16 protein-coding genes and 1 pseudogene are annotated in these 26,187 nt (G+C 42.3%); 12 read left to right on the top strand and 5 right to left on the bottom strand.

Going from position 1 to position 26,187, the window contains the following annotated elements; translation table 11 throughout:
* Positions 1-159 precede the first annotated feature (159 nt).
* On the bottom strand, positions 160-2,187 hold the full coding sequence (locus OC193_RS16975) for a DNA phosphorothioation-associated putative methyltransferase (RefSeq protein ID WP_048666153.1): 2,028 nt from the start codon (positions 2,185-2,187) through the stop codon (positions 160-162).
* Between the two features lie 685 nt (positions 2,188-2,872).
* Between OC193_RS16975 and leuA the strand changes: the two genes are divergently transcribed.
* The 7 genes from leuA to OC193_RS17010 are packed head-to-tail and all read left to right on the top strand — an operon-like array spanning position 2,873 to position 10,889.
* A complete protein-coding gene (gene leuA, locus OC193_RS16980; protein WP_048666152.1) occupies positions 2,873-4,564 on the top strand; it encodes a 2-isopropylmalate synthase in 1,692 nt (563 codons plus the stop codon).
* A 39-nt stretch (positions 4,565-4,603) separates the two neighbouring features.
* Complete coding sequence (locus OC193_RS16985) at positions 4,604-4,954, top strand: cupin domain-containing protein (protein WP_048666151.1); 351 nt, start codon at positions 4,604-4,606, stop codon at positions 4,952-4,954.
* Positions 4,955-4,992: 38 nt separating this feature from the next.
* Positions 4,993-5,910 carry a diiron oxygenase gene (locus tag OC193_RS16990; RefSeq protein WP_048666150.1) on the top strand — a complete coding sequence of 306 codons (918 nt, stop codon included), beginning with the start codon at positions 4,993-4,995 and terminating at the stop codon, positions 5,908-5,910.
* Positions 5,911-5,924: 14 nt separating this feature from the next.
* On the top strand, positions 5,925-9,371 hold the full coding sequence (locus OC193_RS16995) for a non-ribosomal peptide synthetase (RefSeq protein WP_048666149.1): 3,447 nt from the start codon (positions 5,925-5,927) through the stop codon (positions 9,369-9,371).
* A gap of 59 nt (positions 9,372-9,430) precedes the next feature.
* Complete coding sequence (locus tag OC193_RS17000; RefSeq protein ID WP_080968033.1) at positions 9,431-9,913, top strand: SRPBCC family protein; 483 nt, start codon at positions 9,431-9,433, stop codon at positions 9,911-9,913.
* Between the two features lie 56 nt (positions 9,914-9,969).
* The gene (locus OC193_RS17005) at positions 9,970-10,458 is read left to right on the top strand and encodes an SRPBCC family protein (protein WP_048666148.1); all 489 of its coding nucleotides are present in this window, start codon (positions 9,970-9,972) and stop codon (positions 10,456-10,458) included.
* On the top strand, positions 10,455-10,889 hold the full coding sequence (locus OC193_RS17010) for a 2Fe-2S iron-sulfur cluster-binding protein (RefSeq protein WP_057620393.1): 435 nt from the start codon (positions 10,455-10,457) through the stop codon (positions 10,887-10,889). The genes OC193_RS17005 and OC193_RS17010 overlap by 4 nt, the downstream gene beginning before the upstream one ends.
* Here the strand turns inward: OC193_RS17010 and OC193_RS17015 are convergent.
* On the bottom strand, positions 10,841-11,653 hold the full coding sequence (locus tag OC193_RS17015; RefSeq protein WP_080968032.1) for an AraC family transcriptional regulator: 813 nt from the start codon (positions 11,651-11,653) through the stop codon (positions 10,841-10,843). The genes OC193_RS17010 and OC193_RS17015 overlap by 49 nt on opposite strands.
* 100 nt (positions 11,654-11,753) lie before the next feature.
* Between OC193_RS17015 and OC193_RS17020 the strand changes: the two genes are divergently transcribed.
* A complete protein-coding gene (locus OC193_RS17020) occupies positions 11,754-12,473 on the top strand; it encodes a 4'-phosphopantetheinyl transferase family protein (RefSeq protein WP_048666147.1) in 720 nt (239 codons plus the stop codon).
* A 663-nt stretch (positions 12,474-13,136) separates the two neighbouring features.
* Here the strand turns inward: OC193_RS17020 and OC193_RS17025 are convergent.
* Positions 13,137-13,362, bottom strand: a pseudogene (locus OC193_RS17025) (ISL3 family transposase); the annotation flags it as partial.
* Positions 13,363-14,389: 1,027 nt separating this feature from the next.
* On the opposite strand from OC193_RS17025, the gene OC193_RS17030 reads away from it, so the two are divergent.
* Complete coding sequence (locus OC193_RS17030) at positions 14,390-14,749, top strand: hypothetical protein (protein ID WP_048659851.1); 360 nt, start codon at positions 14,390-14,392, stop codon at positions 14,747-14,749.
* Between the two features lie 18 nt (positions 14,750-14,767).
* Here the strand turns inward: OC193_RS17030 and traI are convergent, their stop codons facing one another.
* Complete coding sequence (gene traI, locus OC193_RS17035) at positions 14,768-20,542, bottom strand: conjugative transfer relaxase/helicase TraI (RefSeq protein ID WP_048659850.1); 5,775 nt, start codon at positions 20,540-20,542, stop codon at positions 14,768-14,770.
* Between the two features lie 154 nt (positions 20,543-20,696).
* Here traI and OC193_RS17040 point away from each other — a divergent pair, with 154 nt between their 5' ends.
* Positions 20,697-21,413 (top strand): hypothetical protein, encoded by a 717-nt coding sequence (locus tag OC193_RS17040; protein ID WP_048659849.1) that lies wholly within the window; start codon positions 20,697-20,699, stop codon positions 21,411-21,413.
* 737 nt (positions 21,414-22,150) lie between these two features.
* On the opposite strand, the gene traD is transcribed toward OC193_RS17040, so the two are convergent.
* A complete protein-coding gene (traD, locus tag OC193_RS17045; protein ID WP_048659848.1) occupies positions 22,151-24,256 on the bottom strand; it encodes a type IV conjugative transfer system coupling protein TraD in 2,106 nt (701 codons plus the stop codon).
* A gap of 561 nt (positions 24,257-24,817) precedes the next feature.
* Between traD and OC193_RS17050 the strand changes: the two genes are divergently transcribed.
* Both OC193_RS17050 and OC193_RS17055 read left to right on the top strand, forming a co-directional pair.
* A complete protein-coding gene (locus tag OC193_RS17050) occupies positions 24,818-25,090 on the top strand; it encodes a helix-turn-helix domain-containing protein (RefSeq protein ID WP_048659846.1) in 273 nt (90 codons plus the stop codon).
* Between the two features lie 413 nt (positions 25,091-25,503).
* Entirely contained in the window at positions 25,504-26,091 is a 588-nt protein-coding gene (locus OC193_RS17055) for an ECs1377 family protein (RefSeq protein WP_243657235.1), read from the top strand.
* Positions 26,092-26,187 lie beyond the last annotated feature (96 nt).

Below are 26,187 nucleotides of genomic sequence, written 5' to 3' on the forward strand. Positions count from 1 at the left end.
ATATGACATACATATTAGTCGGTATGTTATTTTTTGACAAACTAAAGTTTGAGTTTGTTATGTTAGGGCTAGTTTTGTGCGATAAATAACATGAGTATGCCAAAATTAGCGTTGTATTTTACAGCGATGTAATTGAGATTTCCATGTTTTACCTAATTTTTATGAAGGTTTCTTCGTTACCAGATTGAAGCCTTTAATGTGCTTCTTGTGTTTACCCAGCAGCGCTTCAAACTCCGCTCTGTTCATTTGCGCTTCTTCATTGGAATCATAATCCATTAACAACGCTAAACGCTGGTCCAAACTTTTCTGTTTTTTATACTTCTTATCGTCAGTTTGCATGTATAAGTGTTTGTTGAGTAGTGGCGGCCTACGCTGTTCATTTACGTAATCGAAGAAGTCGATGTCTTGATCAGCCATCTTGATTTTTATACGCTCAGTTAAAAAGGGCACCGACTTTTCAAAGGCATCATAAGCGGCTAGGGTGAGTTTCCCTGATGTGATGTGAATCTTTATGAGGTCAATTTCGTTACCTAGTTCGCCATACATTTGCAACCCTGAACCTACGTATACTCGTAGCAGTAGTGGTAAATCATCGATAAGGTCTCGATGTAGGATCAGTGAGTGCCCTTCGTTTAGCAGGCTTGTTGGTAGTTGGCCGTGTGCTTTCTCGCATTGCTGATGAATTAAGTCGGTGTCGGCAATCGCAAACAGTAATTCCGCAGCCAGGTTGATTGCGGTTTTGTAATCATCAAACAAGGCTTTGATGTCGCGCTTTAGGGGCTCTGGTTGCTGCGTATAGGGTTTTCTTTTCTCAAACAGTCCCATAGCAAAGTAGAGGAGAAGATCTTCTTTTCGGCTCTTTTCTGCTTGTTCAAATTCTTTGGTATCAAACATCTCTTGCAGTAAGTTGAAGGTTTTTCTGTGTGAGCCTATTAACTCAAGAATTTTGTCAGATTGTTCAAATTCATCATTTGCAGGAATACGCCCTAGCTCTAAACAGGTATTCCAAAAGTTATTAAACAAGCCTTGATGTTGAGTAATAAGCAGTTTGGCTTTGTCTTTGGCTTCAATAGGCTCTGGTGACGTCAGTTGCTGCCATTTGTGGTGGCGTTTGTATTTATTTTGCAGGTACAGTTGCTCTTCCAATTTGTCTTTGAAGATATAAAAAATACCAGGCGCGACGGTAATTGCGTCTTCTTGTAGGCTTCTCTCTATGTACGCTTTGATTTCTGATTGCGCATAGTATTTTTGGAAGGTGTTACGAGAGGTGATGACCCCATCTTTATAAGGTTTGAACTGAGCAATATAGTTTTCGTTAGCCAGCATGACAGAAACCACCAGAAACTTGTCTGCTAGCTCCCATGCGTCTAGTAGGGCTTCGAGTCTGTCATCTTGGTCTTCTATTACGTTAAGAACAAACCCTATGTTTACGATATCAGAACTGGATTTGTCGTTGTCGGGTTGAAAGTTCGGATCCCAACCCAGAGCGTCGAGGCCATGTGCTTCGAGCTCTCTTAAATCGTCTCCGCGGCCACAGCCATAATCGAAAATTGAGTGCTCGCCTTTTAAGTAGCCATGTTTAACGAGAGTCTTCATTGGTGCGGAGAGTTCATGACGCACGATGGCCGTTCTGTACCTATCAATCCCAGTTTCTTCTTGCGTTGTTACAGAGGAGCATCGGAATAGTCGACCATCGACAAGCTCGTAACCATTGCGTGCTATTAGGTTTTCCCAAGAACGTTTAAAACCAATCAAACGGCTGTTTTCGTACAGGCCTGCATTCTCGCCTTCTTGTGTGAGTGAAACGAAATGTTCGTAATATTCACTCGTTGGCAAAACCATGGTCTCTTTTCTATGTAAGATCGGTGGATTTTCAGATTCGCGATAACCTGTAATTTTGTGGCTTAATTTAGAGAGGTCGACATTGAGGCTTTGTTCTAATGCGGGATAGGAATCAGTATAAAAATTAGGGTAGTGAAGAAGAGATAAGCGGAACTCTTTTTTAAACAGTTTAACAAGGTTCCAGTTTTCGTCATCTAAGTTCACTGCTTTTGCTACGGCGGGGATGAACTGTGTCAGTGCATTAGGTAGCGCACTGAATGCATCTTTATGGAGGTAAATCGCATTGGGCAGTTGTTTGCCTATGTTAACCTCAGCCACTAATTTGGAGAATTGCTCCACATCCATGTTAGGTGCTCTTTTTAATGTTTATTAGTTAAAACTACTGAAACCCAAAATCGCCGAACGTTAACTGTCTCATTAAGCAATTTGTTAGCGGCTGATTCTGGGATATTAGACCAGCCAACCCATACGTGAGCCTTGGGTTGAAAATATCGTCATTATACATTTTAGTTGGCTTGAGTTTGAATTTTACCGTCGAAGGTTCATCTGGATCCTATGCTTGACTGTTCTATATAAACTAAGAAAGGCAGCTAACTCTTGCTTGGGTATAGTTATTTTAAATAATTTATCTATTAATAATTTAAGGTATTACCTCCTGTCTGAGAATATGTTTACTGACATGGAGCATGGCTAGCTCCAACAATTAAGGTTAAATCAATGCGATAAGTGGGTATAAAAGGAATTTCGATAATGGCCAAGAAAAAATATTTTAATGGTTACCATCTAAAGCATAACCCTCTATTAACGCTAACCCTCTATTAACGCAAAGATTAGGATGGTTAGCTATTGGATTATATTGTTTAGCGACTGCTGTGTCATCCGTTTGGGTTAACTATTCATTCTCGACTTTTAATTCAGAGGCATTAATATTTTTTACTGTATTGGTTGCTCAGCTTTCATTCTTTACATTAGCGAAAGAAAATTCAGTTCTCAACTTTAAAATGAAATGAACTAACGCGAGGTAGCAAACATGATTTCTGAACCATCTCAAAAATATACACCAGCATCTATTGTATCTAATCCGGAACGAGTATGGCCTAGCAAGCGACTTGAATCAGCACCTCGTTGGTGCTCAACCGACCTACGGGATGGAAATCAGGCCCTAGCTAACCCTATGGATCACGATAGAAAACTTATGTATTTCGACCATCTTGTGCAATGTGGTTTCAAAGAAATCGAAGTCGCGTTTCCTTCTGCGTCAGATGCTGAGTTTCAATTCGTCCGTAAGCTAATAGAAAAGGACCACATACCTGATGATGTTTGGGTTCAAGTAATTACTCAGGCACGTCCGGATCTGATTCGAATGACGATGGATTCTTTGAGAGGAGCAAAACAGGCAATTGTTCATGTCTACAATGCCACCGCTCCCGTATTTAGGGATGTGGTTTTTCGAAATTCAAAAGAAAAAACCATTCATCTTGCTTTAGACGCTGTTGAATTGATTAAGCAGTTATGTGAGGAACAACCGGAAACTACATGGTGTTTGGAATACTCTCCGGAAACCTTTTGCTTTACAGAGCTTGAATTTGCCTTAGAGATCTGTGAAGCAGTAAAAGACTTATGGTGCCCTAATGAATCCAGACAATTAATACTAAACCTACCGACTACGGTTGAAGTCAACACTCCGAACGTGTTTGCCGACCAGATCGAACTATTCATTAGAAATTTTAGCGATCTCAATAATGTAACTATCAGTATCCACCCACACAATGACCGCGGTACTGGCGTTGCTACTGCTGAACTTGGTGTTCTTGGTGGCGCTCAGAGAATTGAAGGCTGTTTGTTCGGCAATGGTGAAAGAACAGGGAATGTTGATTTAGTAACACTGGCCATGAACCTATATAGCCAAGGTGTTAACCCAAACATTAAGTTTGAAAATATCAAGAAAACCGTGGAAGTAGCTGAATATTGTAATCGAATTCCGGTACATCCTAGGCACCCATATGCGGGTGAGTTGGTCTTTACGGCATTTTCAGGTTCACATCAGGATGCCATTAAAAAAGGGTTTGCAAAGCGGTTTGAAACGGGGCAAGTCACTTGGGATGTCCCATATCTACCAATTGATCCCATTGATATTGGTTGTGCTTATGAAGAGGTAATTCGGGTAAATAACCAATCAGGTAAAAGTGGTGCAGCTTGGCTCATAGAGCAGAACCACGGATTGAGGCTTCCTAGGTTACTACAAATCGACTTCAGCGAAAAGGTTAAATCATTTACTAACCACTCAGGTTGCGAAATGAACCTGAATGAAATTTGGCGGCTATTCCGAGAGTCATATGGCGTTTTAGATAAACCAGATCTTCAACTGATAGATTATGAAAGCAAGTCTGAATCGGGTGAGCTATGCATCAGTTCAACTTTAAATCACAAGGGGCGCAGAGTTGATGTTGAAGGGCTTGGTTCTGGAATCATGAGTGCTTTGGTTAATGGCATAAAACAAGCCTTCGATATCGATATAAATATCAAAGATTATTCTGAGCATACGCTGGGGCTTAGTACTGAAAGTAGAGCCGTCACTTACGTTGAGATCCAATCCAATTTACAGCTGAGTTACTTTGGCGTCTCAATTAATAGTGACTCATTAAAAGCTCTTCTGCAGGCTACTCTAAATGCGGTTTCTTCATTTTTGGATCAGGACGAATCCTTTAATCGGCTCGACTAAGCAAGGCCTTCTTTTTAATACACACTGAGTTTGGAAATTATGGAAAAAATCTTAAATATCCCTTCAGAGAATTGGACTAGCCCAACTAGTTTTGACCCTGGCATCGAACAGATCATTATCGAAGACACCCTAGATACTGAAAAGAAAACTGGGATAAGAACTCGCTTTGTTCGCTTTAACCCTGATGCTGGGACCAAGGAAGTATTTCTTCATGATTACCATGAAGAGGTATATCTGGTTTCGGGTGACCAAATTCTTCTCGATAAAGACACCTTAGAATTAAAGCATAAATACACAGCAGGTGAATACTTTATAAGACCAGCAGGTACTCATCATGGACCGTTCAAAAGCTACGACGGGTGTGTCCTTCTAGAAATTCACTATTACTAAACAAATAAACTAACAAGGCAGTTGAAAGGGAACATAAAATGGCTTATCAATCACACGCAAATTCATGGGAACAACGAGCGACAATCCGGACAAGACCAAGACGCATTATTGAGGATGATGAACTTTCATTTTACCCAAAGGAAAGACAGCCATTGTGCTTTGATCCGGTAATTGAGAAGTTGGGTTTAGAGGTACAAAATACGATTTTGCTTCAAAGCCTATACAAATATATCAATGATATTGTAATTTTTGAGACTGAAATTGTTAACAAAACGGCACTAGATATTGCTAAAGGTCGTTTTCCTTTTGAGTTTTCATTCGAGGCTAGATATGACGCAATGTCAGTTGTTCTTGATGAAGACTACCACGCATTTGTTGCAATGGATTTCCAGAATCAGATGGAACAACAAACTGGTTCAAAGCCCTTTCAGGTATTTAATGAAATTGAGCTTAGTCGAGCAATCCCGAAAGCAATCGCCTCATTAGATGACGCTAACCATAAAGCCGGCGTTGAACTGATTGCTGTGGCCATCTCTGAGAACACTGTAACTTCTGACGTTGCTGCTTTTGCTAGTGACGACAGTGTTAAGCGCTCAATTAAGGGTCTTATGGCAGATCATCTTGCAGACGAAGGTCGCCACTCAAAGTTTTGGACAGAGCTAGTCAAGATTTACTGGGCCGAGATTGATGAATCATCTCGATTGGCTATTGGGTCTGCATTGCCAAAATTTCTTGAAGAATATCTTACAAATGATATCCAGAAAGAATTTGATACAGCGTTGATCAACCAACTATCCCTTCCAGGTGTCGTTAAAGCTAAAGTACTTGAAAACCTTGTTGGTGGGTACCCTATTACTGGACAGCACCCTATGGTTGCAAATATCCGCCGATTCCTAATTGCGTCAGGCATTTTTGAGCACGCACCGACCCGAAATCTTCTTGCTCAATATTCATAGATCATGGAAAGACAATGAAACTTTATTCTATTGCACTTGATAGCAAGTGTCCTTGCTCGCATGAACTAGCCAATCTTATTTACGAGCTTGGTCATAATATTATTTCATCAAAACCCGACGAAACTGTTTCTGAAACTGAAGACTCAATGAAGGTCGATTTCACTCTTAAGCGTTACCATCCTGATGACATCGATTTAGGTTCAAGGTCGTCAGTGTATATTAGCGTGGCTCATGAGAGTGATAATGAACAATACATTGTTTCTACATTAGCACCATTTGACGGGCAGTTGGTGCTAATTACTAAGTCAGTCATAAAGAACGGATTCACACATAATGGGGCAGATATTCACAAAGAAATTTGTACAGTTGTAGAACAGTGTGTTTCTTTGACGCTCACACGCTTGTCACAAGGTTTAACCAAAGATAACACAATTCCTAGTGATGAATTAGTGCACTATTCAGAGGTTGACCTTCATGAATTAAAATTTTGGCACAAGTCTAATGAGACGATCGAGAACGGAAAGTATTATCAAGGTTTATACGAAGCTTATGAAAATACGGTTATGTTGTTCCCCCAAAAGGCAGCGGTCAAATTTGGTGATACCTCGATCTCTTACAAAGAGCTGGAAGGTAAGGTTGAAAGATATGCGTCAAATATTCAAAATCTCCTGTATTCAGGTAGTTGTGCAGAACAACAAGTCATAGCAATCGCATTACCAAAGTCCATCGAATTATATGCAACGATTCTGGCAGTGTTAAAACTAAATGCTTGTTATGTGCCCATCGACCCCGAGTACCCAGAAGACCGAATTAAGAACATATTGAAAGGCTCTAAACCTCAATTATTAATTGGAGCGTTAAATTTTGAGACAGAAACGCGAGCTACTTCAATAGATGCCCTAGAGCAAAATATTGATATCGGAACAACAGCGACGTCGTTTAAATACGAAGAAAACACAAGTCAAAATGCTGTGATGATCTATACGTCAGGTTCAACGGGTGTTCCAAAAGGCGTGCAACTCACTCATCAGAATGTGGCTCATTTCTGTCACTGGTATATCACAGAAACGAATCTATCATATGATTCTCGTTGTCTTCAGTTCACAACAGTTTCCTTCGACGCATCTCTATTAGATATCTTCCCTACATTTACAACTGGGGGGACACTTATTGTACCTTCATCAGAGCAGCGACATGACTTCGAACAACTAAACAATTTAATCTTAGAAGAGTCAGTCACACACTGTTTCATACCACCAGCAATGTTATCGGCAATGCCGCAGTGTTCATGGCCATCTATGGAATACATCATCACCGGTGGCGATGTCTGTGACAGTGCAGCGATCGATCATTGGTCCGGACAGTCAAATTTGGTCAATATATATGGGCCTACTGAATGTACTGTGCTGGCTACCTTTAAACGACTAGATCAAGGCTGCAATAACAAAGTCATTGGACAGCCAATCAATAATACTCAGGTTTACCTGATTAATGAAAAAGGCGATCCTTGCCAGACTCTGGAGCAAGGTGAGCTGTATATAGCAGGGAAAGGAGTTGGACCTGGGTATGTACGAGATATTATTCAAACTAATGAACGATTTGCCCCGATTGAATCGAACTCAAAAGCAGGCAAAACGTATCGCACGGGTGATATTTGCTTTTGGGACAATAATGGTGAAATTAACTTTATTGGTCGTCGGGACAATCAGCTTAAAATTCGAGGATTTCGAGTTGAGCTTGGTGAGATAGAAAACACGATTCTTCGATTAGACCTTTACACTGGGTGTGTAGTTATAGCCGACGATAAAAAACAGATCAGAGCTTTTGTTAAAGGTCCGAAATCTAATGTTTCTACCGACCAATTACGTGTTGAGTTGGGCGAATGCTTACCAGATTATATGATGCCAGTATTAATCAAAGAGCTCCAAGAATTTCCTTACACGGTCAACGGTAAAGTTGACCGTAAAAAACTTGCAGAATTCAAAGTGCGTTCGGTTGGTACCACCAAAGATGAAGTTTGGACTAAATTACAAACGGAATTGAGAGAAATATGGGCTGAATCACTCGACGTTGACCCTGAGGACTTATCTCTGAATTCATCGTTTTTTGATATGGGAGGTCATTCATTACTTGTATCAAAAATGCTCCTCACGGTAAGGAATACCTACGAAGGAAGCTTTACATTAGCTCGCTTCATGGAAAAACCAACGATCGAAGCACTAAGCAAACTTTTAACGTCGGACCACCTCACGAAAGGGGCGCAGATTTCAGACCGAATATATGCAGATTTGGTACTGGATCAAAAAATCGCCCCCTTTACTGAAGAGAATCTTAACGCATTTAATCCCCGTGCAGTTTTATTAACAGGGGCTACAGGATTTTTAGGTGTTCATATTTTGGAGCAATTGGTTCAAAAGACTGATGCGATTATCTATTGCCACATCCGAGCAAGCTCTCAAGAATATGCACTCAAGAAACTGGCTGAAAATTATAGAAAATTCGGGGTCAATGACTTTAATCAGAACCCTCGAATCAAAGTGGTATGTGGTGATCTAGCTGCCCCGCAGCTAGGTCTAACTGACAGCGACTACCAAATGCTATGCGGAAATGTTGATGTCATTTATCACAACGGTGCGCAAGTGAATCATATCTATGATTACACTTATCTTTACAATGCTAATGTTCGCTCGACCATCGATCTACTACGTATGGCTTGCACTGGTCAGCAGAAGCAAGTGGTCTATGTCTCAACATTAAGTGCTGCAAGTAATCTAAATGAACAAGGACACATTGTGGAAGAGGGGCCAGCAGGGCAGCTACCGGCTTTCGTAAACAATGGATATAACCTCACCAAATGGGTTTCTGAACAATTGGTTTGGCAAGCTTATGAACGAGGCGTCCCAATAACACTTGTTCGACCAGGGAACATTACTGGGCATTCTCAAACTGGCCATTGTTTCCCTGACCAGAATCGAATTTTGTTGCTATTAAAGGGGGCTGCACAAATGGGGGTCGCCCCAAATTGGGATTTACAGTTCGATCTGTGCCCCGTCGACTTTATCGCCCAAGGTCTTGTGGAAGGTTCATTAGATAAAGTTAAACATACACCTGTTCTTCACTTTCATAACCCGAAACCACTAACTTGGAAACAATATGTGGGTCGGCTAAATCATCATGGGATACCAATTAAATTTATATCGGATGATCAGTGGAGAAGCATGCTGCTAACACTAGATGAATCAAATGCTTTATATCAAGTAGTGTCATTTTATCTCGATGAAAATTCAGAGGATATTGGTGACATCTCAAATATAGATTATAAAAAAACCTTAAACCGTTTAAATCAATCTGGATTGGATTATCCGGAAAAAGACAACAAGTTGATTGACGCCAATTTAGGGTATCTCATTTCAAGCGGATTTATTGCAGAAACTGTAAACATCAAATTAGTAACTTCATAAACCCAAGTAACCTGTAATTTTCAGATATTTTTCAGTTTTAATACCTTAAGGATATATAGATGAATTATTCAGAAAAACGCTCAACACTAATTAATGTTCCAAATACAAAGACCATTAGTACCCCCGTTACTATTAAAGCATCGGCTGCTGAGGTTTGGTCAATTGTGGGAGATTTCTCAGGCTTCCATAAATTTGTTGATGGATTAGAACGAATTGAAATGACTGGCGAAGGGGCACGTTCCGTTCGTAAAAAGTTATTTGAAGATGGGCATGTCGTTATAGAGCAGCTCAATCACCGTGATGAACAAAGTATGCTAATGGACTGGAGCTTGATTTACACAAATATGGATATTGGAAATCTATGGTCATCAATGCGAGTTAATCAGATCGATAATGACCACTGTGAAGCTATCTGGGATATTGCCGGTGAACCTTACAATAACGAAACCAACCAAACTGATTTTGAATCGTTTGTCGAAGGCTTTGCCCGAAGCTGTTTGAATAACGTTAAAGAAATCGCTGAATCCACGAAAGCAGCGTAACAAAAGCCAAAAATAAAAACCAGATGGGTTCTATACCCGTCTGGTAGGGAGAAAACATGGAAAATACTATATGTCATCGACACTTCTATCCTGCCATTCCTCAAACAAAAACCTTAAGAATGGAAAAGAAGATTGAGGCTCCAGCCGGTGTTGTCTGGAGTGTTGTAGGAAACTTTTCAAGATTTGACCGATTCACTGATGGGCTAAATAAATGCCAGATGATAGGTGAAGGATTAGGTCAGGTTAGGGTTAAGACATTCGATTCGGGTGATTATGTTGTTGACCAAATCTCGTTTAGAGATAACTCCAACATGAAAATGCACTTCAATATAATTTCCACTTCTCTGAACCTCAGAAACCTTTGGGAGCTCATGAGAGTTGAAGAGCTTACTGACTCGTGTTGCAAGGTAGTGTGGGAAATGGCAGGAGAGCCAAAAACAGGGGCTCAACAGGAACTGGAAGTATTTTTATCGGACTTTGCTAATGCTGCGTTAGCTAATGTCGAAAGCATTTGCAGTGAAAGGTTAAATGAGGTCAGTTCATGAGCACTTTATGGTTTTTAGCTGCCATTGGGGTGCCTTGTATTTGGGGTATCTATGTTGCTGATATGACCAGTAACCTTCTAGCTCTGAAAGTTGAGCCGAGTGACATTGCCACAGAGCATTTTTCACTTATGAGTCAAACTCCTTTGGCACAGGAAACCCAAATTAAAGTTCATCTAGATAATGAAGTGCTTTGTGATAAAGCAAATGGCGAAAAATCAATACTGGAGTTGGCCGAAGATGCTGGTGCTTACATCAACTCAGTATGTAGGAATGGTTTATGCGGCGCATGTGTGGTTAGGGTGGAAGGGAATACTCGAGGAGGATGTACCGACGTATTAGAAACGCATAGTATCGAGAAAGGGATAAGGCTCGCTTGTTGCACTTATCCAATTGATGATTGTTCTGTGTTCAGTGATACGTCACTTTCTTGAACCAGACTTGGGAAGGCAACGAATGAGTTTGGTGAAATGCTAGTACGCTTCTTAAACATTGTGCTGAAAGCACTGTGGCTATCGTAACCAACTGCTACTGCTGCATCCGTAACAGAATAGCCACTAGCCAGTAGCTCCATACTTTTAAGTATCCTAAAATGTCTGAGCCATTCTCCAAAGCTCAAACCAGTCTCTAAGTGGAATTTACGGGAAATAGTTCGTGCCGACACATTCAGTGAGAGCGCAACATCGGCTAGTTCCCAGGGGCGCTCTAAATGAGCGGTCACACGTTTACAGAAAGATTTAAGTTCTTTCGATGAAGGCATGGGTACATTAAAGTCTGTGAGGTGAATTAAGCGCAACTCATCAAGAATAAGTTCGTTGATACGTTCTTCGCGTGAACCTGTTGTAAGATTATCAGAGAAATCAGAAGCTGCATTAATCAGCTCTCTAAGCAGCGGGTTAACTTGAAATATACCTAACTCATTACCAAGATCAGCACGTGCTAAGGGATCTATGAAAAGAGTTCGTACTTCAACTCGGCCTACCGCGACTAAGCTGTGAGGTACCCCTGCTGGAATCAGCAGGCCCCGAGATGGAGGAATGACCCAACAATTATCTTTGGCATAGACTCGAATTGCCCCTTCCAGTATGTGTAAAACCTGAATAACCTGATGGTCATGAACAGGCTCTTTAATACCGTTTTGGTAGGTGTACTTAATAGCCCGAATTGGTTTTTTGGGTCTGTCAGTTTGGTAAAACATACTTAATTCAATCAGAAAATAAAATTCATCTTAAAAAAGGGTTATTGATACGCAAGATGTTTTATATTCACTTTTGCTATAACTAAATCAAAGTGATGGAATGTTCAAATCTATGAAATGCACGCCCATATTTCCATTTATTACTGCTGTCGAAACGTTAGAATTCGATGGCATTCCTATTGTTTGTCTTAAATGTCATTTTGACCCTATCTATTATTCGGATACCTTAGCAGTAAAACTGTTAGGGAGGGACTTATACAAGAAAATATCAGGCTCAGTACATAATAGAAAGGCAGAATTTTTGGCTGGTAGGGGACTGGCCATTTCAATATTAAAGCAGCTCGAACATACGAATACGATAGTTGGTATTGGTAATCAAAGAGCACCTGTATGGCCTGAAAGTGTAAAAGGGTCCATAAGCCATGCCGACCAAGTAGCAGTTTGCGCTATTTGTAGAGACAGTTTGTATAAACGAATAGGCATTGATATCGAATCGCTGAATGCTGAAGTTTCGGAAAGCTTGAAACAATCAATTATAAGCCCGCCCGAAATAAATCTATTAAATAAATGTGGTTTTGTTAAGTCAACTGCATTCTCTTTAGCTTTCTCGGCCAAAGAGAGCCTATTTAAAGCCATCTTTCCTGAAGTTAATTACTATTTTGATTTTGATTCAGCAACTCTTACCTATATAAATACAAATGAAAAAACACTTAAAATATCTTTAAATGTAGATTTAAATGAAACCTTTAAAAAAGGGAAGGAATTTTATGGGAAATATATTTTTACGGGAGGATATATTCTTACATTGATAGTTGATTGATTACTATTTTAGTGAAATGAGTTTTTACGATAGCGCTAGTTATGTCACCAAAAGTCTAGTTTTTCGAGGATAATGCACAATACGTTCTAGTGTTATCCAGTAGGTTTTTAGCGTTAGTCCGGCGATCTTCTGTTAAATGGCTCTGCGAATAATATTACTGGTTTGATAAAAAAACTTATTATAAAAACTTTAGTAGAGCTTATTTAGCGAAAAGACGGGTACACTTATGCATGATTAAAATGAGGCTACAAAGCGAGAATAAGCTAATGTTTCTACCGGGCTTCTGCTGTTTCTGGCTTCGGTGGCTTAGCTATGGGTCCTTTTATTTAGGTCGATTGGCTATAGGATCTAGCCTCATGGCATGAACAATTGTCCAATTTCTGAAGGAGTAAGTTGTTTAGTTGTAGAATTAGCCCTTTCAATATTGATTAAATTGGGATCAGCTTAATCAAAGTAAATTAATGCTGGTTTTCATTTATCCCTGATTTCAGATAATAACTGCGACACTCATGGAAAGGCGTAGAAGAGGAAGCCAACTGCGAAAGTGGTACGCTCTTCTCGCCAAAGAAACAAGCAGTACTACCATGAATTTTCTGCTTTGCCGTCTTTGACTGAGAGTTATCTTCGACCAGAGTTTACAATACCTAAATGGCTCTTCTCCGCTTAGATGAGCTTGATTTCTGGGTAAATGGTAGAGTGAGTTTCTAGGATTGAGGTTTGTCTAATCTTCAATTTAAAGTAATCAGTATCCCTGACTCCTCGGGCTAAGGCCTATCGATACATTCCCAGCTTCCACTTGGGCATTCGTCAGCTTATATTTTGCATAATTGCAGCTCCCAACTCTTCTCTCCCAGAGCGCGTCTGCAAAGTTGATGAGAGATAAGATCTGAACCAGATTAAAGAGACAGTCGATTTTGCCATCCATGAAATTGTCCTTCATCTCGTTGATTCAGATAATCTTTTCTACGTACCTAAGCCTTGTTTTTCCTTGGATAACGCCTTACCGCCCAACGCCATGACAACCAGAATAGTTAATGACTTACAATGACTATAGTAATTTGCCAACCTTTAAGCTTCGTCCTCATGAGAAAGTTGATTTGATACTAATTATGTTTACTTTAGGGACTGCTGCTCCTTTTCTCTTCAGTGAAAATAGTTTTATTTGTCTTTCCATGACGAATTCCATTATTGTTTTGTTACTGATTGCCAGAGTAAGTAGATAGTTACGTATTCTTAATTTATATTTGTTAAGGGTTTATAATGAAAATCATAATTAGATACTGTTCACGAAATGCCTCCAGTATATAATGGATATTTGATTGATTTGATGCGATGGTGCGTTCTAAAATTTTTTCATTTCTAGCCTGTATTTTTGGGGTGAAAGTGCCCCTGTATAAGAGTAACTTGGCGTTAATGTAAAAACAGTGTGGTCAAATCTACACCCCAACCCCTTCCAATAGGGGCGTTTTTCATCGATAATTTAGCCTCTTAGCGAAAACAAAGACTAATTGGAAAGCGCCCCCAAGATGCCCCTGTATTTTCAATTCTTCACCACACACCACGGCGCATTGATTACAATGCGAATGGTTGTCTGTTAAGAATATAAAGACAATAAATACAAAAAGTTATATTTAATGATGAAGGGGGGGTAGAGTGTAAAAAATTTTCAAAATCTCAACTAATTAGCCGCTGAAATCGTATTTAAAAATATGTTAAATGTATTTAATATCCATTTAACCCATGCATGGTAAGGTTTACAGGCTATTTGATTTGAAAGTGAGTGTATTTGTATTTGATTTCAATTTAGCCCTTTTCTGGCTTTGTTTGTGAGCGATTGTTAGGTTGTGATAATATGATATCGTATTTAAATATACATTAAATCGTATTAACCCAATTTGGTGGGAGAATATCTAAAAATGGCAAGAAGCACAGTATTACAAGCCACAATCAAGGGGCCGCTAGAGCAAGATTTTCGCAATTTTAAAAAGAGAGAGGGTTTAACTGATGCTGATGCGATTCGTCAGCTTTTGACATTGGCATTGCGTATTAAACTGAATGACAGTGACGATGAAAGGCCGTCGAACCGTGAGTTGATGGAAGAAACGTATCGTAGAGTTAGGCAGGTACAAGGTGTGCTAAATTTAAATTTGGCGCATAGCTTTGATGGGGAGGGGTATTATAAGAATAAATCGGATTCGATTGATCAAAGAAGATCCAACACCGCTTTGGTTGATAAAAGCGTCGACGAGTATCTTGACGGCGAAAAAAAAGGGTAGCCATTGGCTACCCTTTTATTATCGCTCTAACTCTCTGTCGATTTCTTTGTCTTCCCAATAGCTCTCTTTCTCTGGTTGATTAAATTCCATTTCTTGTTGAGGTGAATGTTCTTTTGGCTCAAAGTGTTCGAGTGATTGGCTGTCGAGTTCTTTTTTTTCATTATAGTTGAGTGTGTCTAATTCATTCTCTTGATGAGAAGAGTGTGCTTCACTGAATTCAATGTCATGTATGCTGTTATCCCTCTCTAATTTATCAAGGCACGATTTGATGTCCCCTTTAAGGTTGTCTTCTGATATAAATTGAATGTCTCTTCCATTAAATTTCTCGACAATTTTTTCAATATTGTTGGGGTTTAAATCGTGATTTCCGTGGTTTAATACAATAATGATGTTCTGCCTCAGTTCGTCGGTAGAAATGTTTTGAATGTCGTTCTTGTGATTGACATTAATAATATCAATCTGCCCTTGAGTTTGGTCTCGAATTAAAAAAGAGTTTTCAATTGAGGTACTGATGATGGTGGTGTTTAAATTCTCTCCTTGATGGAAGTGGGTTAATTGTTTGGATTTTGTTCCTAGGGTTCTTGGATTAATATCTAGGGAGGTATCTTTATTTCCTTGGGTGTCTAAATAGGTCACTTCAATGGCTTTGGTTTCACCTTCTTTATTGTGGATGTTGGTTAGCATCGCAGGGTGAAAGGATTTGTCTTCGGATGAATACACCGCAGGGTGAAATTTAACATGGTGATTTTCAATATTATTCACACCGAGCTTGTTTAAGTACGTTTGCGCTAATGTGCCATCCATTGGCAGGCTTTGGCTAATGTACTCTTTGGCTCTTTGTTCAAACTGTGCAATATGCCTTGGGGTAGTGTTGAGCAATTTTTCATGTTTGCTGTTTTCCTCCAGTTGGTATTTTTCTGGTTCGTTGAGCATCTTGTGTGCTTCATTCATGGCCTCTTTGTAGCTTATTGCCTTATGGTTCATAATCAGGTTAATTAATGCGCCTTTTTCGCCTGTCGTGTAGTCTTTAAAATAACCACGGTACGCTCCGGTCAGGGTGATTTTGGTGGCGGATTGGCCAAGGCCAAAGGTTAAGTAATCCCTGTCTGATTTGGATTGATTCGGCTGGCCTAATAACTGAACGGCGAGACTTTCGGTGTATTTGGGTAGTTGCGTATTGATGTGCTCCCTAAATTTGTTGTAGTCAAAGTCACCGCTTTTATTTTGGAATCGGACGTCCTCATGAGGCAGAGCATTACGGTTAAAGTAGGTGGTGTTCTTGGGTGGGATTTGGCTGAGGGTTTCTATCGCACTGGCTTTATGACTTTCTTTGGATAACCAGCTTTTGACCAGTTGTTTTGTGTTGTCGGTATAGAGTCGGATGTGCTGGCTGGCACGGGTGACATCGATACCAGCCCGTCTCAGGTTCGTCAGTGCGGCTTTGCTTTGTATCGCGGTAATGACGTGGGGATAGGAGGCCCCTTGTGCCATGTCTGCAGTTCGACTGTAAGCGTAGTCCCAATGCCCATCTTTAAGCTCGTTGGGGTGAATGGTGAGCGTTTGCCCTGTTTTGGATTGCGCTTTGATGCCTTCCTCATTGGCTTGCGTGATGCGGTATTCGACGTTGGCTTTGATACCGCGGTCTTTATCGGTAAAGCGGGTGATGATTTTATCGCCCGTTGAGAGTGGCTTTTCTGACGAAGAGAACAGTGTGGTGAAACGGTGGTCACGGTTACGCGGTAAGAACGGTCTTGTCTTACCTGTACTCGCGTCTTGAAGTGTTACTACGCCATGCTCTGAATCCACATGGGTAATCGTGGCGTACTCGCCTCGTTTAGTGCTCAGTACCAAGCCCTTTTGATAAGGCATCATGGTGGTGAGTTCTTCTCCGGTTGCCCCGATAGAGCGCAGTCTGGTTGCCATGATATTTTCTTTGCCAATGTCATTATTTTTCATCAACCCGACACGGATGTAGTTGGTGATGGTGTCACGTTCCTTGTTGGTGTAAGCGATGATAAGCGTGCTTTCTCTGGTTTCTGGGGTGCGCTCTAGATAATCCTTTGCCACAACGTAGGGCAGCTTTTCGGTGGCGGTCAGCTGCGCTTTGCGTCGGTTTTTATCGTTTTCATCCAGCGTGGAAATCACATGTTGGTTATTGCCTTGAGTGTCAGGCGCTTGGCGTTGAAGTTTGTCCAGAGCGCTTTGTGGCTGTTTATCAATGGTATTTTGCTGTGCATTGTGCAAGGTATCATTTTGTGGACGCACCATATCGGTCATGTAAGCGGTTTCGATGCGACCTTGACTCATGGCAAGTTCAAAAGGCTTACCGGCACTGAGGGATAACAGCTGCTCTTTATCGCCCAGTAGGGCTGTTTTGGATTGACTGAGATTTACCAGTGCGGTGAACTCGTCGGCTTGCTTATTGCTGACCATGGAGCTTTCATCGAGAAAGAACAAAGTGTGTTGGTAGTCGCTGGCATCGCGGTTTCCTTGTCGGATGTCAGAGAGCAAGCTTTCCAGGGTTTGCGCTTTCACGCCTTTGCTTTCGAGCTCTGCTACCGCTGCGTGCGTAGGCGCAAGACCGATGACATTTTGCTCTGGTTGCTGGCTGGCTTCTTTCACTAACTGGATAAGTTCAATGTTGGATTCAAGCATGGTGGACTTCCCTGTGCCGGCCAACCCTTGGATGGCCACAAAGCTGTCCTTGGTGGTTGAGATAAGGGTGATGGCGTCCTTTTGGCCTTGGGTTAAGCGAGGCTTGGTATCGAGAAAATCTTGCACCTGCTTAGGCGTCGCAAAAGGCTGATGTTGGTCTTTACCCTCTGTGATGTTTTGCAAGATGCGCTTTTCAGTCTCCAGCGCGGCTTGCGTCGTCCAGCGTGTGCCGTCACTGTACTCTGCAGAGAGGGTGTCGCTGCGTTTCGTTAGCTCTGTTTCAACCTGCTCTTTAGTAACAGAGCCACCGGCTTCTTCAAAGGCGTAGCGCACCGCTTCCACGACTAACGCTTTTTGGCTAAATGCCGCTTCTCGCTCTGAGAGGTGGTTCAGGGCAAAGCTGACCGCTTTTTCAAGGAGTGGGGTGCTCTGCGCTTTTGCTAGTGCCGATAGTGCCTGACTGACATCGTGCTTTAGCAAGTCTTGGGTGGCGTCGTTTAGGTAGCGGTCGTTGACATTTTGCGTCTGCAATACGCGCTCAATGGCTGATGGGGATACTTGCTCTTTCTCAAGTGCGCTTTGGGCTTTGTCCGGTTTGTCGGTGAAGATATCAAGGCGCTCTGTTTTTTCAGTCAGGTCGTTTATCAGGGGCTTAGATAAGGTAAACGCTTTGCCTGACAGCAAGGTATGGGCTTTTGGCTTAATATGGTGGGCGCCGTGAACATAGTCGTATTGCAGCGGCGCGTCTTTTAGGCTCTCTAAGTTGACGCGCTGCGTTTTCCCTTTGCTCTCAAGCGTGAGGCTTTCTTTGTCAAGGTGAGTGACAAGGTAGCTTTGGTTCGCGTCCAAGCCGGCAGGGAAGTGTTTGCCTAGCGTTCGAAGACGTTCGCCTTGGGCGATGTTGAGACTTTGCGGTTTACTGATTTGCATCTTCATGCGCTTAAAGGCGCGATTGGACGGGTTAAAGGTGTGTGACTGTCCATCGTGTTTACTGAGTGCGGTCATGGTGTTGCTCTCTTTATCGATACTGGCGATGACAAAACTCTGAGGTTTGTTTTTCTCCCAGTGGGTGAGTGTCATGCCTGGTTTGTAGTGTTGAACGAGTGGTTGTTGCGCTTTGGAGAGGTGGTGAGGGGTTTGAGTGAATAGGGTGGTTTCGTGTCTGGCGAGGGCGCCGGTATTTTTGAGCTGGCCCCGTATCGCTTCGGTTAACCGCCGCTGCTCGACGCCGGAGGTGGCAATCACTTGCGTGTTGGCTTTATCGGGGAGGTCGGCGTACACACGCGCTATCCTATCGGTGTCATTGTCATGCAGTTTCACGTTGGTGTTGCTGGCTCGCTTGCCAACCCAAGAATGACTCTCCACATTGCCTTTTTGATACAGCGAGATAGCGTTATTGGCTTTAAATCCCTGACGGCTTGATACGCGATTAAGCATCACCACTTTACTGCTCGATTGTTTGGCTTTATCGGTGAGGGCTAACAATTCATTCGCGCTCATCTTATTGGCGTCATCGATGAGCAAGACGTCTTTATTGGTCAGCGGCGTATCGCTTTGCAATAAGCTGTGGGTGGTGTGGCGCTGCTCTGGTGAGAAGGTGTTGGCTATCCACGCGCCAAGCGTTTTGCTTTGTCGCTGTAGGCTCTCCATCCCTTCCGCTTTTGTTTTGGCGCTTTGTGAGACGAACTGGACGCGTTTACCACTGTGATTGCCTACATTGAGTAGCAGCTGCGCAATATCTTGTGATGAGCCATGCACATTCACCACGTGGAACTGTTTGGTGGAGTGGTAAAGGTCGGTAAGCATACGTTGCTGACTTTCAGGAATAGCGAGCTTGTCTAGGACTTTGGGTGCAACGTGGGTACGCATGTGATGTGCCCGACCTTGGGTGCTGTCGATAAGCGCTTTCTCGTTATCAATTAAGCCTTTGGTGGTGTATTGCCCTTTCTCTGCCAGAGGGATAAGTGTCCCTTCTTTTATCCATTGGTCTGCGACCGCTTTTAGGTCAATGGCATTGGCTTGAATACCGCCTTTGGTAAATTCTGAGGCTGCCCGTTCAATGACTTTTTCCAGTTGCAGGGCAGTGCGGTGTTGACCAAGGTGTTCGATGGCACGCTCAAAGGCGTCTTGGGAGATGTGCTCAGGATGATAGGGCTGCTTGGCGATTTGCAGTGCATGTTGCACTAAGGTTTCGGGGTTAAATCCGGCGGCTTTCGTCTGCTGTTGCCATTTGGCATTTAGGGCGGAGTCACTTTCATAGGTTTTGGGTTTTCGAGTGTCGAGGTTTGCTACGTCTTTCGCAGCGCGGGAATCAACGCCGAAATCTAAGGCTTGTTGGTTGATTTGCTGCGTTCGAGTAGAGAAGGTGTCGATGAGTACTTGAGGCACACCCTCTACATCAAATTGCCCGTTGCCGACGCCTCGCGTTGTATAGCCTAATTCTTGCGCCTCTTTAGCCAATTGACTCTGGTATAAGATGCCGTAGTATTTTTGGAAGTTGTAGATGCGTTCCCCAGTACCATTAATTGCCCCGCCTTTTTGTTTGATGCTGGAAGCCAGTGTGCGCAAGACGCCTTCTTGGTCGCGAGTCATATTAGCGGCAAGAGAGTGGGAGTGGATTTGTGGATCGTTTTCACGGCTGGTCTTATGGAGAATAACCGCAAAGGCCATGTTTTCGGTGTTGGAGAACTCACGTACGCCGTCTTTGTTAATCGATACGTTTTGCGCTGCGTCTTTTTCTAATTGAGATAGCGCAAATTTAACCGCATTGGTATGTGCGTCAATAAGGCGAGTATCGCCTCCAACAAGTGCCAGTGTGCTTAATCTTTTTGGTGCTGAAAAAGTTAAATCAAAACCTGATTTATGGTCATCACGCTTCCCTTTGATAGTCTCGTCACCGAGGTGCCCAGATAAGACGGATTCTAGTGTTTTTTGGTCAACAGGCTTACCAAGCAATCCTGCTTCTTCGGCGAGTTTGCCGTGCCAAAAGCTGTTTGGCTCAGCGCTCTTTTCTTTAAGGTAGTAGTTGTCGTTGTTGTCTTGCTCAAGAGATAGGGTGGACTGGTTTAAGTCTTGCTCTTCTTTTAGGTAATACCCCGCTGCGCCCGCAGCGGATTTTAGGGGGCTGATGGAAAGCATGAGTTTGTCCTTATGCAGTTTGAGTGGTGAAGTGTTAATCGAGTGGATTGAGAGCCAGTTTCACTAGATGGTGAGAATGCGCATGGGTTCCTTAGGTGGAAGTTTGGGGTATATTGAGGTGAGTGTTCTACGCATCAGTATTAGGAGTCACGCAATGTTTAGTTTTCTCAAGCGAAAACCAGAAAACCCATTAAAGTTTTATAATGAAATCCCTTTGGTCGAAAATGGTGTTACCAAACCGGGGAAGCTGTTTGTTATTGAACAACAGTTGATGAAGGAATTTATTGTTAGAGCGTTAGATGATAATAAAGTTAGGCGTGGCGGTGTCATCAATACATTTGAAGGACCTTATGCTGATGAAACCGATTTTCGCATCCAATTGGACTTTGAACGTGCTTTTGACTTATTGACAAAGCAAAAAGAAATGAGAAGTTGCAATCCATTTTTTCTGCCTGAAAAACCTTCTTTTCAGCTTGGGGCTGTTGATATTGTCACATTCCCTTTTCATCATGCTTTGGTTTCTAACATCGATATAGCAAGTAACACATCTGAAATTCTGTGGAGAATAAATAATAATTTGGTAAATCAGTTTTTACCTCATAACTATCGCAATTTAGGGGCTCTATCTGTTTTTCATTTTAATGAGGAGCCAATAGATGACGCCCCTATTCACAATATCTTCTTGTTTGAGGAAAAGGTGACCGACGAGTTTAATCGTAAATATAAGACTATTGTAAATTCATCATTGCTCCCGATTTATGTTGATGTGGACAGTTCTGTTATGGATGACAGATATGTTTATCAAGAGAGAAGAAAAGAGGATGGTCCTCCTTTTAATCTAGAGTTGATAACAAAGGCTCTTTTTTCATAGTTGTAAATGTTTCGTTATTGAACCATAAATTCAAGGGTTATATTTCTATTGAATAGCAAAACGCGCACCGTTTAATCGTCCTTGACGCATCAATTCACATCTTCTTAAAATTAGAGCGTATCAGTACGTGTTGATAGTGATAACAGAGATTTGAGTTTGTCTTTGATTGACATGGTGATGCTCCTTATACAACGTAAATTACCGCTAGCAGAAAAACTGAGCGGTAGTCAGGACGAGAGGCGGAGTTTAAAAGCCTTGCAATGGCAAGGCTTGTGGCGGTCTAGTGATTAGCGGTTATCGTAAGGTTCTAGGGTGTAGCCTCTATGGTGCGTGCGTTGGATTAACCTTTTAGCGTCTCTATAAGTCAGCACGAGATGTCGCCAGTCGTTGCCGTCGAGCATATCAAGAACAAAGAGTGGTTCAGGTTGTTTTTTAGGTGGTGTGTTTTGGTGAGTGTTCGGTTTTTTTACTCGCGCTATGTTGGCGCTTGTGTTGGGCTCTTGGTTTCATAATCACCTTCCATTGTTGAGGAAACAACGTAAGGCAAGAAAGAAAAGCGGCATAGATTAGTATGCCGCTAGCTAAATAAATTGAAAAATGGGAGCTTTTCAAGATTAAGCTTGAAATTACACTGGAAGCAATGTGAGCAATGTCGTTTGAGTTATAGTAAGCCCATAATTCACATTCAGATATCCCCTCCAGAGTGTTTTTTAAGTTCCTCAAAACGTAATGACTATTCATTCCACCATTTCTCCCGAGTCCATTTCGATATCTTGAGATATCGCCGACTCTTCAAGCTCTTGCTGCGCTCGCTCTTTATGGTCACTGTCTGATTTGAGCTTTTCGGTCTCCTTGCTGGTTAACGCTTTGACCGTCTCACTTCGTTGTGCTTGTTGGATTTGGTCGGTTTCCAGCTTCATCTCTTCCGGCGTTTCAAACTGCTTGGCTTGGATTTCGGTGAGTGCATTCCGCTCTTCTTCGTTGAGGAGCATACCCGGGGCGACACACTCAAAGTAAATCGCTTTTTGATACGCCTTGGTCATGGCGGGCGATGGGGTGTAATTACGTTTGATAAAGGCCGGTGTCACATCTCGCATTTTATCAAAGTGCAAATCCAGTTGAGTGATGAAGCTGCTTCCTGGTACGCGAAGGTAACATTGCAAATCATCCATGGCTTGGATTTCACTGCTAGAGATAACCGGTCGTGTCACCGTCTGGTGGCCAATCGATACCCCATCACGCAGTGCATTTGCACCGTAAGAAATGTGCTCTCTTGAGACGTCCACCTCTTGCTCACCCAAATCTTTGGATGAGATTTGCGCCATCTGCGCTGATGGTGCGCGAAAGTAAAAGCGAGAGTTGAGTAAATCAAAAATGACGTCCGCGGTATTTTTGCCGTAGGTTTTCACGAGCTGCGCATATGATTGGAGACCAATCACATAACAGCCCCCAAACTTACGCACTTCTGAAATGATGTTATCAAGCTCAGGTAATTTATGTAGACTCGGCATCTCATCCATAATCACCCAGATACGGCGGTCTTCATCGGCTTTGAGTCCCAAGATAGCGTTAGAGGCAATGGCAAGCCAAGTCGAAATCAAAGGACGCAGAGAGGCGTGTTGCTGCGCGTTACTGGATAAGAATAAAAAGCCTTTTTGTTTATCATCTTGTACCCAATCGGTGATGGAAAACGGCTTGCGTTTGGGTTGGCCTTTATCGCCTTTTTCATCCAGTCCATCTAAAAAGCGTAGGCTCTTAATGTAAGTGGCCAACACGGACTTAATCGAGATGGCGGTCTTTTTGATGTCCTTGGAGACTAAGGATGCCGACTCCGTACCTTGTAGGAAATTACCCAACGCTTCGAGCTCTGAGGTTAAAATCAGGCTAAGTAGCCTTGCGGTCGAGCAGGGCTTGTCATCTTGGCTCATGCGATACGCCGCACTTGAAAAGATAGTCCGAGCGGAATCAACCCAGAACGGATCGCCTTCCCCATGTTGCGGGATAAGCGCGTTCGCAATGTTTTCAAAATCAGGGGCATCCTTAGCATCACACCAGACGTTCCAATTGGCGCAGCGTTCATCAAAGGGATTGAGTAAGGTGTCTTGGGTAGGGTCAAAGAACTTGCTGGTAAAGGTGCAGCCTTTATCATAAATAATGGCTTTATCCCCACGTTTACGTATCCAGCGTAATAGTTTACGAAGCATGACGGATTTACCGACCCCTGTGGTGCCGTCGATGAGCATATGCTGAACTTCAAACTCATGTTTAAACAAGGCCTGCCCATCCACTTTGAAATCAGAAATCCGCCCGTTACCTACGCCCTGTTTTTTGAGTTTCTTTGCCCGTTTTTTTAAATCGTTAGTGAGCACTTTGGGCTCGGCGTATTGAAAGCCTCGGACGTGAAAATCTTCACTTTGTTTTTCGCCTTGTCGTTTAAAGAAAGTCATGACGAGCAATAAGATGGTGAAAGCAATACCGATGCCAATCAAAAAGTTGATTTGTGCCTGGCGTATCACGTTATCGTAGAGATTGATGAGTTGGGTGTTTTCCAGTTGGGAAGCGAGAGTGCCAACGTAGCGTTTCCCGCCCCAGAAAGTCGTGACTTCGCTGTTAAGATCGTGCCCAAAGTTGGCATAGATATGATTGCGCCAGTAGTAGAACACAGACCAAAAGGCGTTATCGGGCGCGCGTAGCCAGGTAAGAACGCCAGTGAGCGCTATCACCGACCAAATGGCGGCGTAGACTAAAGTATTGTTGACTTGAAAGAACATCCGAATGGAGTGAAAAGTAATTTGTCCGCCACGGGTAAAGTGGTTGCCGGACGCGCGTTTAGGTCTAGGCATCGTGGTTCCTTTAGAGTGAAATGGAGTACTTTTTTAGATAATTACCTGCGTATGCAGATGAGCTGGCCAACAATTGAACGGTTTTTGGCTAATGGTATTGCGGTGTAGGGCTCTGAGATGAAAAAAATTTACGCATGCAGAAGGTAAGTCACGGATGTTCACCTCTCCGACGGGGTGGGGAGTCTAGAGCCCCGACATGCTGGAAAAACTTGGGTGGTTTTATTTCCTTGCGCTGATAATCCTCACGGTCTCGAACTTGGTCAGCGTTATGCTCGAAACCTTCAAAGCAATCCTGATTACTATTTTTAGGAAGAAAAGCGAAATTGGTCTCTGTGTAATAGAGATGGTGATCTTTATGCTAATGATGGGCATTACCGGACAGTGATTGGTCGAGTGTTTTTGGAAACGAATGGCTTTGAGCCTATGATTAAAAATGTCCTCGTTGCTTATTACGCTGGGTAGTGTCCATCGTATTCGTATTTTCCCGCGTCGGCTGATTTTAAGGCGATTTCACGGTAAATTTGTTAGAATGATAACGTTCCTTAATGACCTTCAACTTCTATGAATGACCAACTAACCCCAATCAACAAAGACCATTTAAAAAAACTTATCCGAGCAGAACTGGAACCGACATGGTTTGATAAACAATCAGTTAGCCCTGATATGTCTTGGGTGACTCCTGCTGTGTTTGAAATATTGTTTACTGAGTTGATAACTCATACGCGCGGTAATCAGTCTAAGGCTGCTAGGGTTTTAGGGATTAACAGAGGTAATTTCACCAAAAAGTTAAATCAGATCACAACTCGTGAATTTGGAGCGGATGAGAGCTTATAAGTAGGTATCCGCCTATTGGTACCCTAACGAGGGTGAAGAGATTAACCAACCCCCCATTACCTCTCAAGAAATCAATGGCAGTTGCTCTAATTCTCGCTTCAAGGAGCACTGGCGGTAATATACTCCAATTGCAAAGTAACCATCATTGGGCTCTTTTAGAAGTCAACTAATATACCCGCCTATTAGTGTCGCGGTAAGTTTTATAATTGGCGCTTTTTACTTCAATTTGAAAACAATTATCGGCATTTTTAGGTGATTTCGATCTATTTAGTACCATGAGTATAAACTCAATCTACGAAGGTTTTAGACAGGTCACGCCCAAACTTTGTGGATAACTGCTTTAATTTGTTATAAAAAAAATAATGTTAGGTTGGAATTTAACGAAGCAAGCAAAACGGAAGGCCAAATCAACCATGGAAAAGATAATTCATTACGATATTCAAAAGGTTAAAGTTAGAAGCGATAAAGAAAGCACTCGACTGACCAGCCAATGGGATCAGGTTCTACAAATCTGTTGTGACAAGCCACTCGGAGAGATCGCGAGAGCAAGATTAGCGTTTAACCTTGTCGATTACATCACAAGTGAAGATCTACCTTTTCGCTTATTCATCACACGCGCACCACAAGCTATGGCCACCATAGGCGAGGAAACACGAGTGTATAAAGAGCATCGAGTTATTAATGGTAAACAAAGCGGAATGATTTACGCCAAAAGCGAACAAATGTTACCAAAAGAAATTCACTATACGAATGAGTTTGTGGCAACCCGCTACGTTGCTGGGACAAAAACACCACTCTCTGCCACCTCCCTCGTTGATTGCCTCAAGGCTGGAGATGTCATAACACCACTCGATGGTATCTTGTTTTTAGGCTGTAAACGAATCGCCAGTGATATAGCACGTCTTAAAAAAATCGAACCCACCATGAACATCGAAATGAAACGTATCGAAGTATCAGACAACTTCACAGGCACAACAAGAAAGATGGCAAGTTACGAATGAATAACGAGGCGTAAACGATTGCCACATGCATTAACGAACACAACAGATATAACACACGGGCGAAAATTCAGTGTCATTACTGAGGGAACATGACGG

Source organism: Vibrio crassostreae (assembly GCF_024347415.1).
In the GTDB taxonomy this organism is placed as follows: Bacteria; Pseudomonadota; Gammaproteobacteria; order Enterobacterales; family Vibrionaceae; genus Vibrio; species Vibrio crassostreae.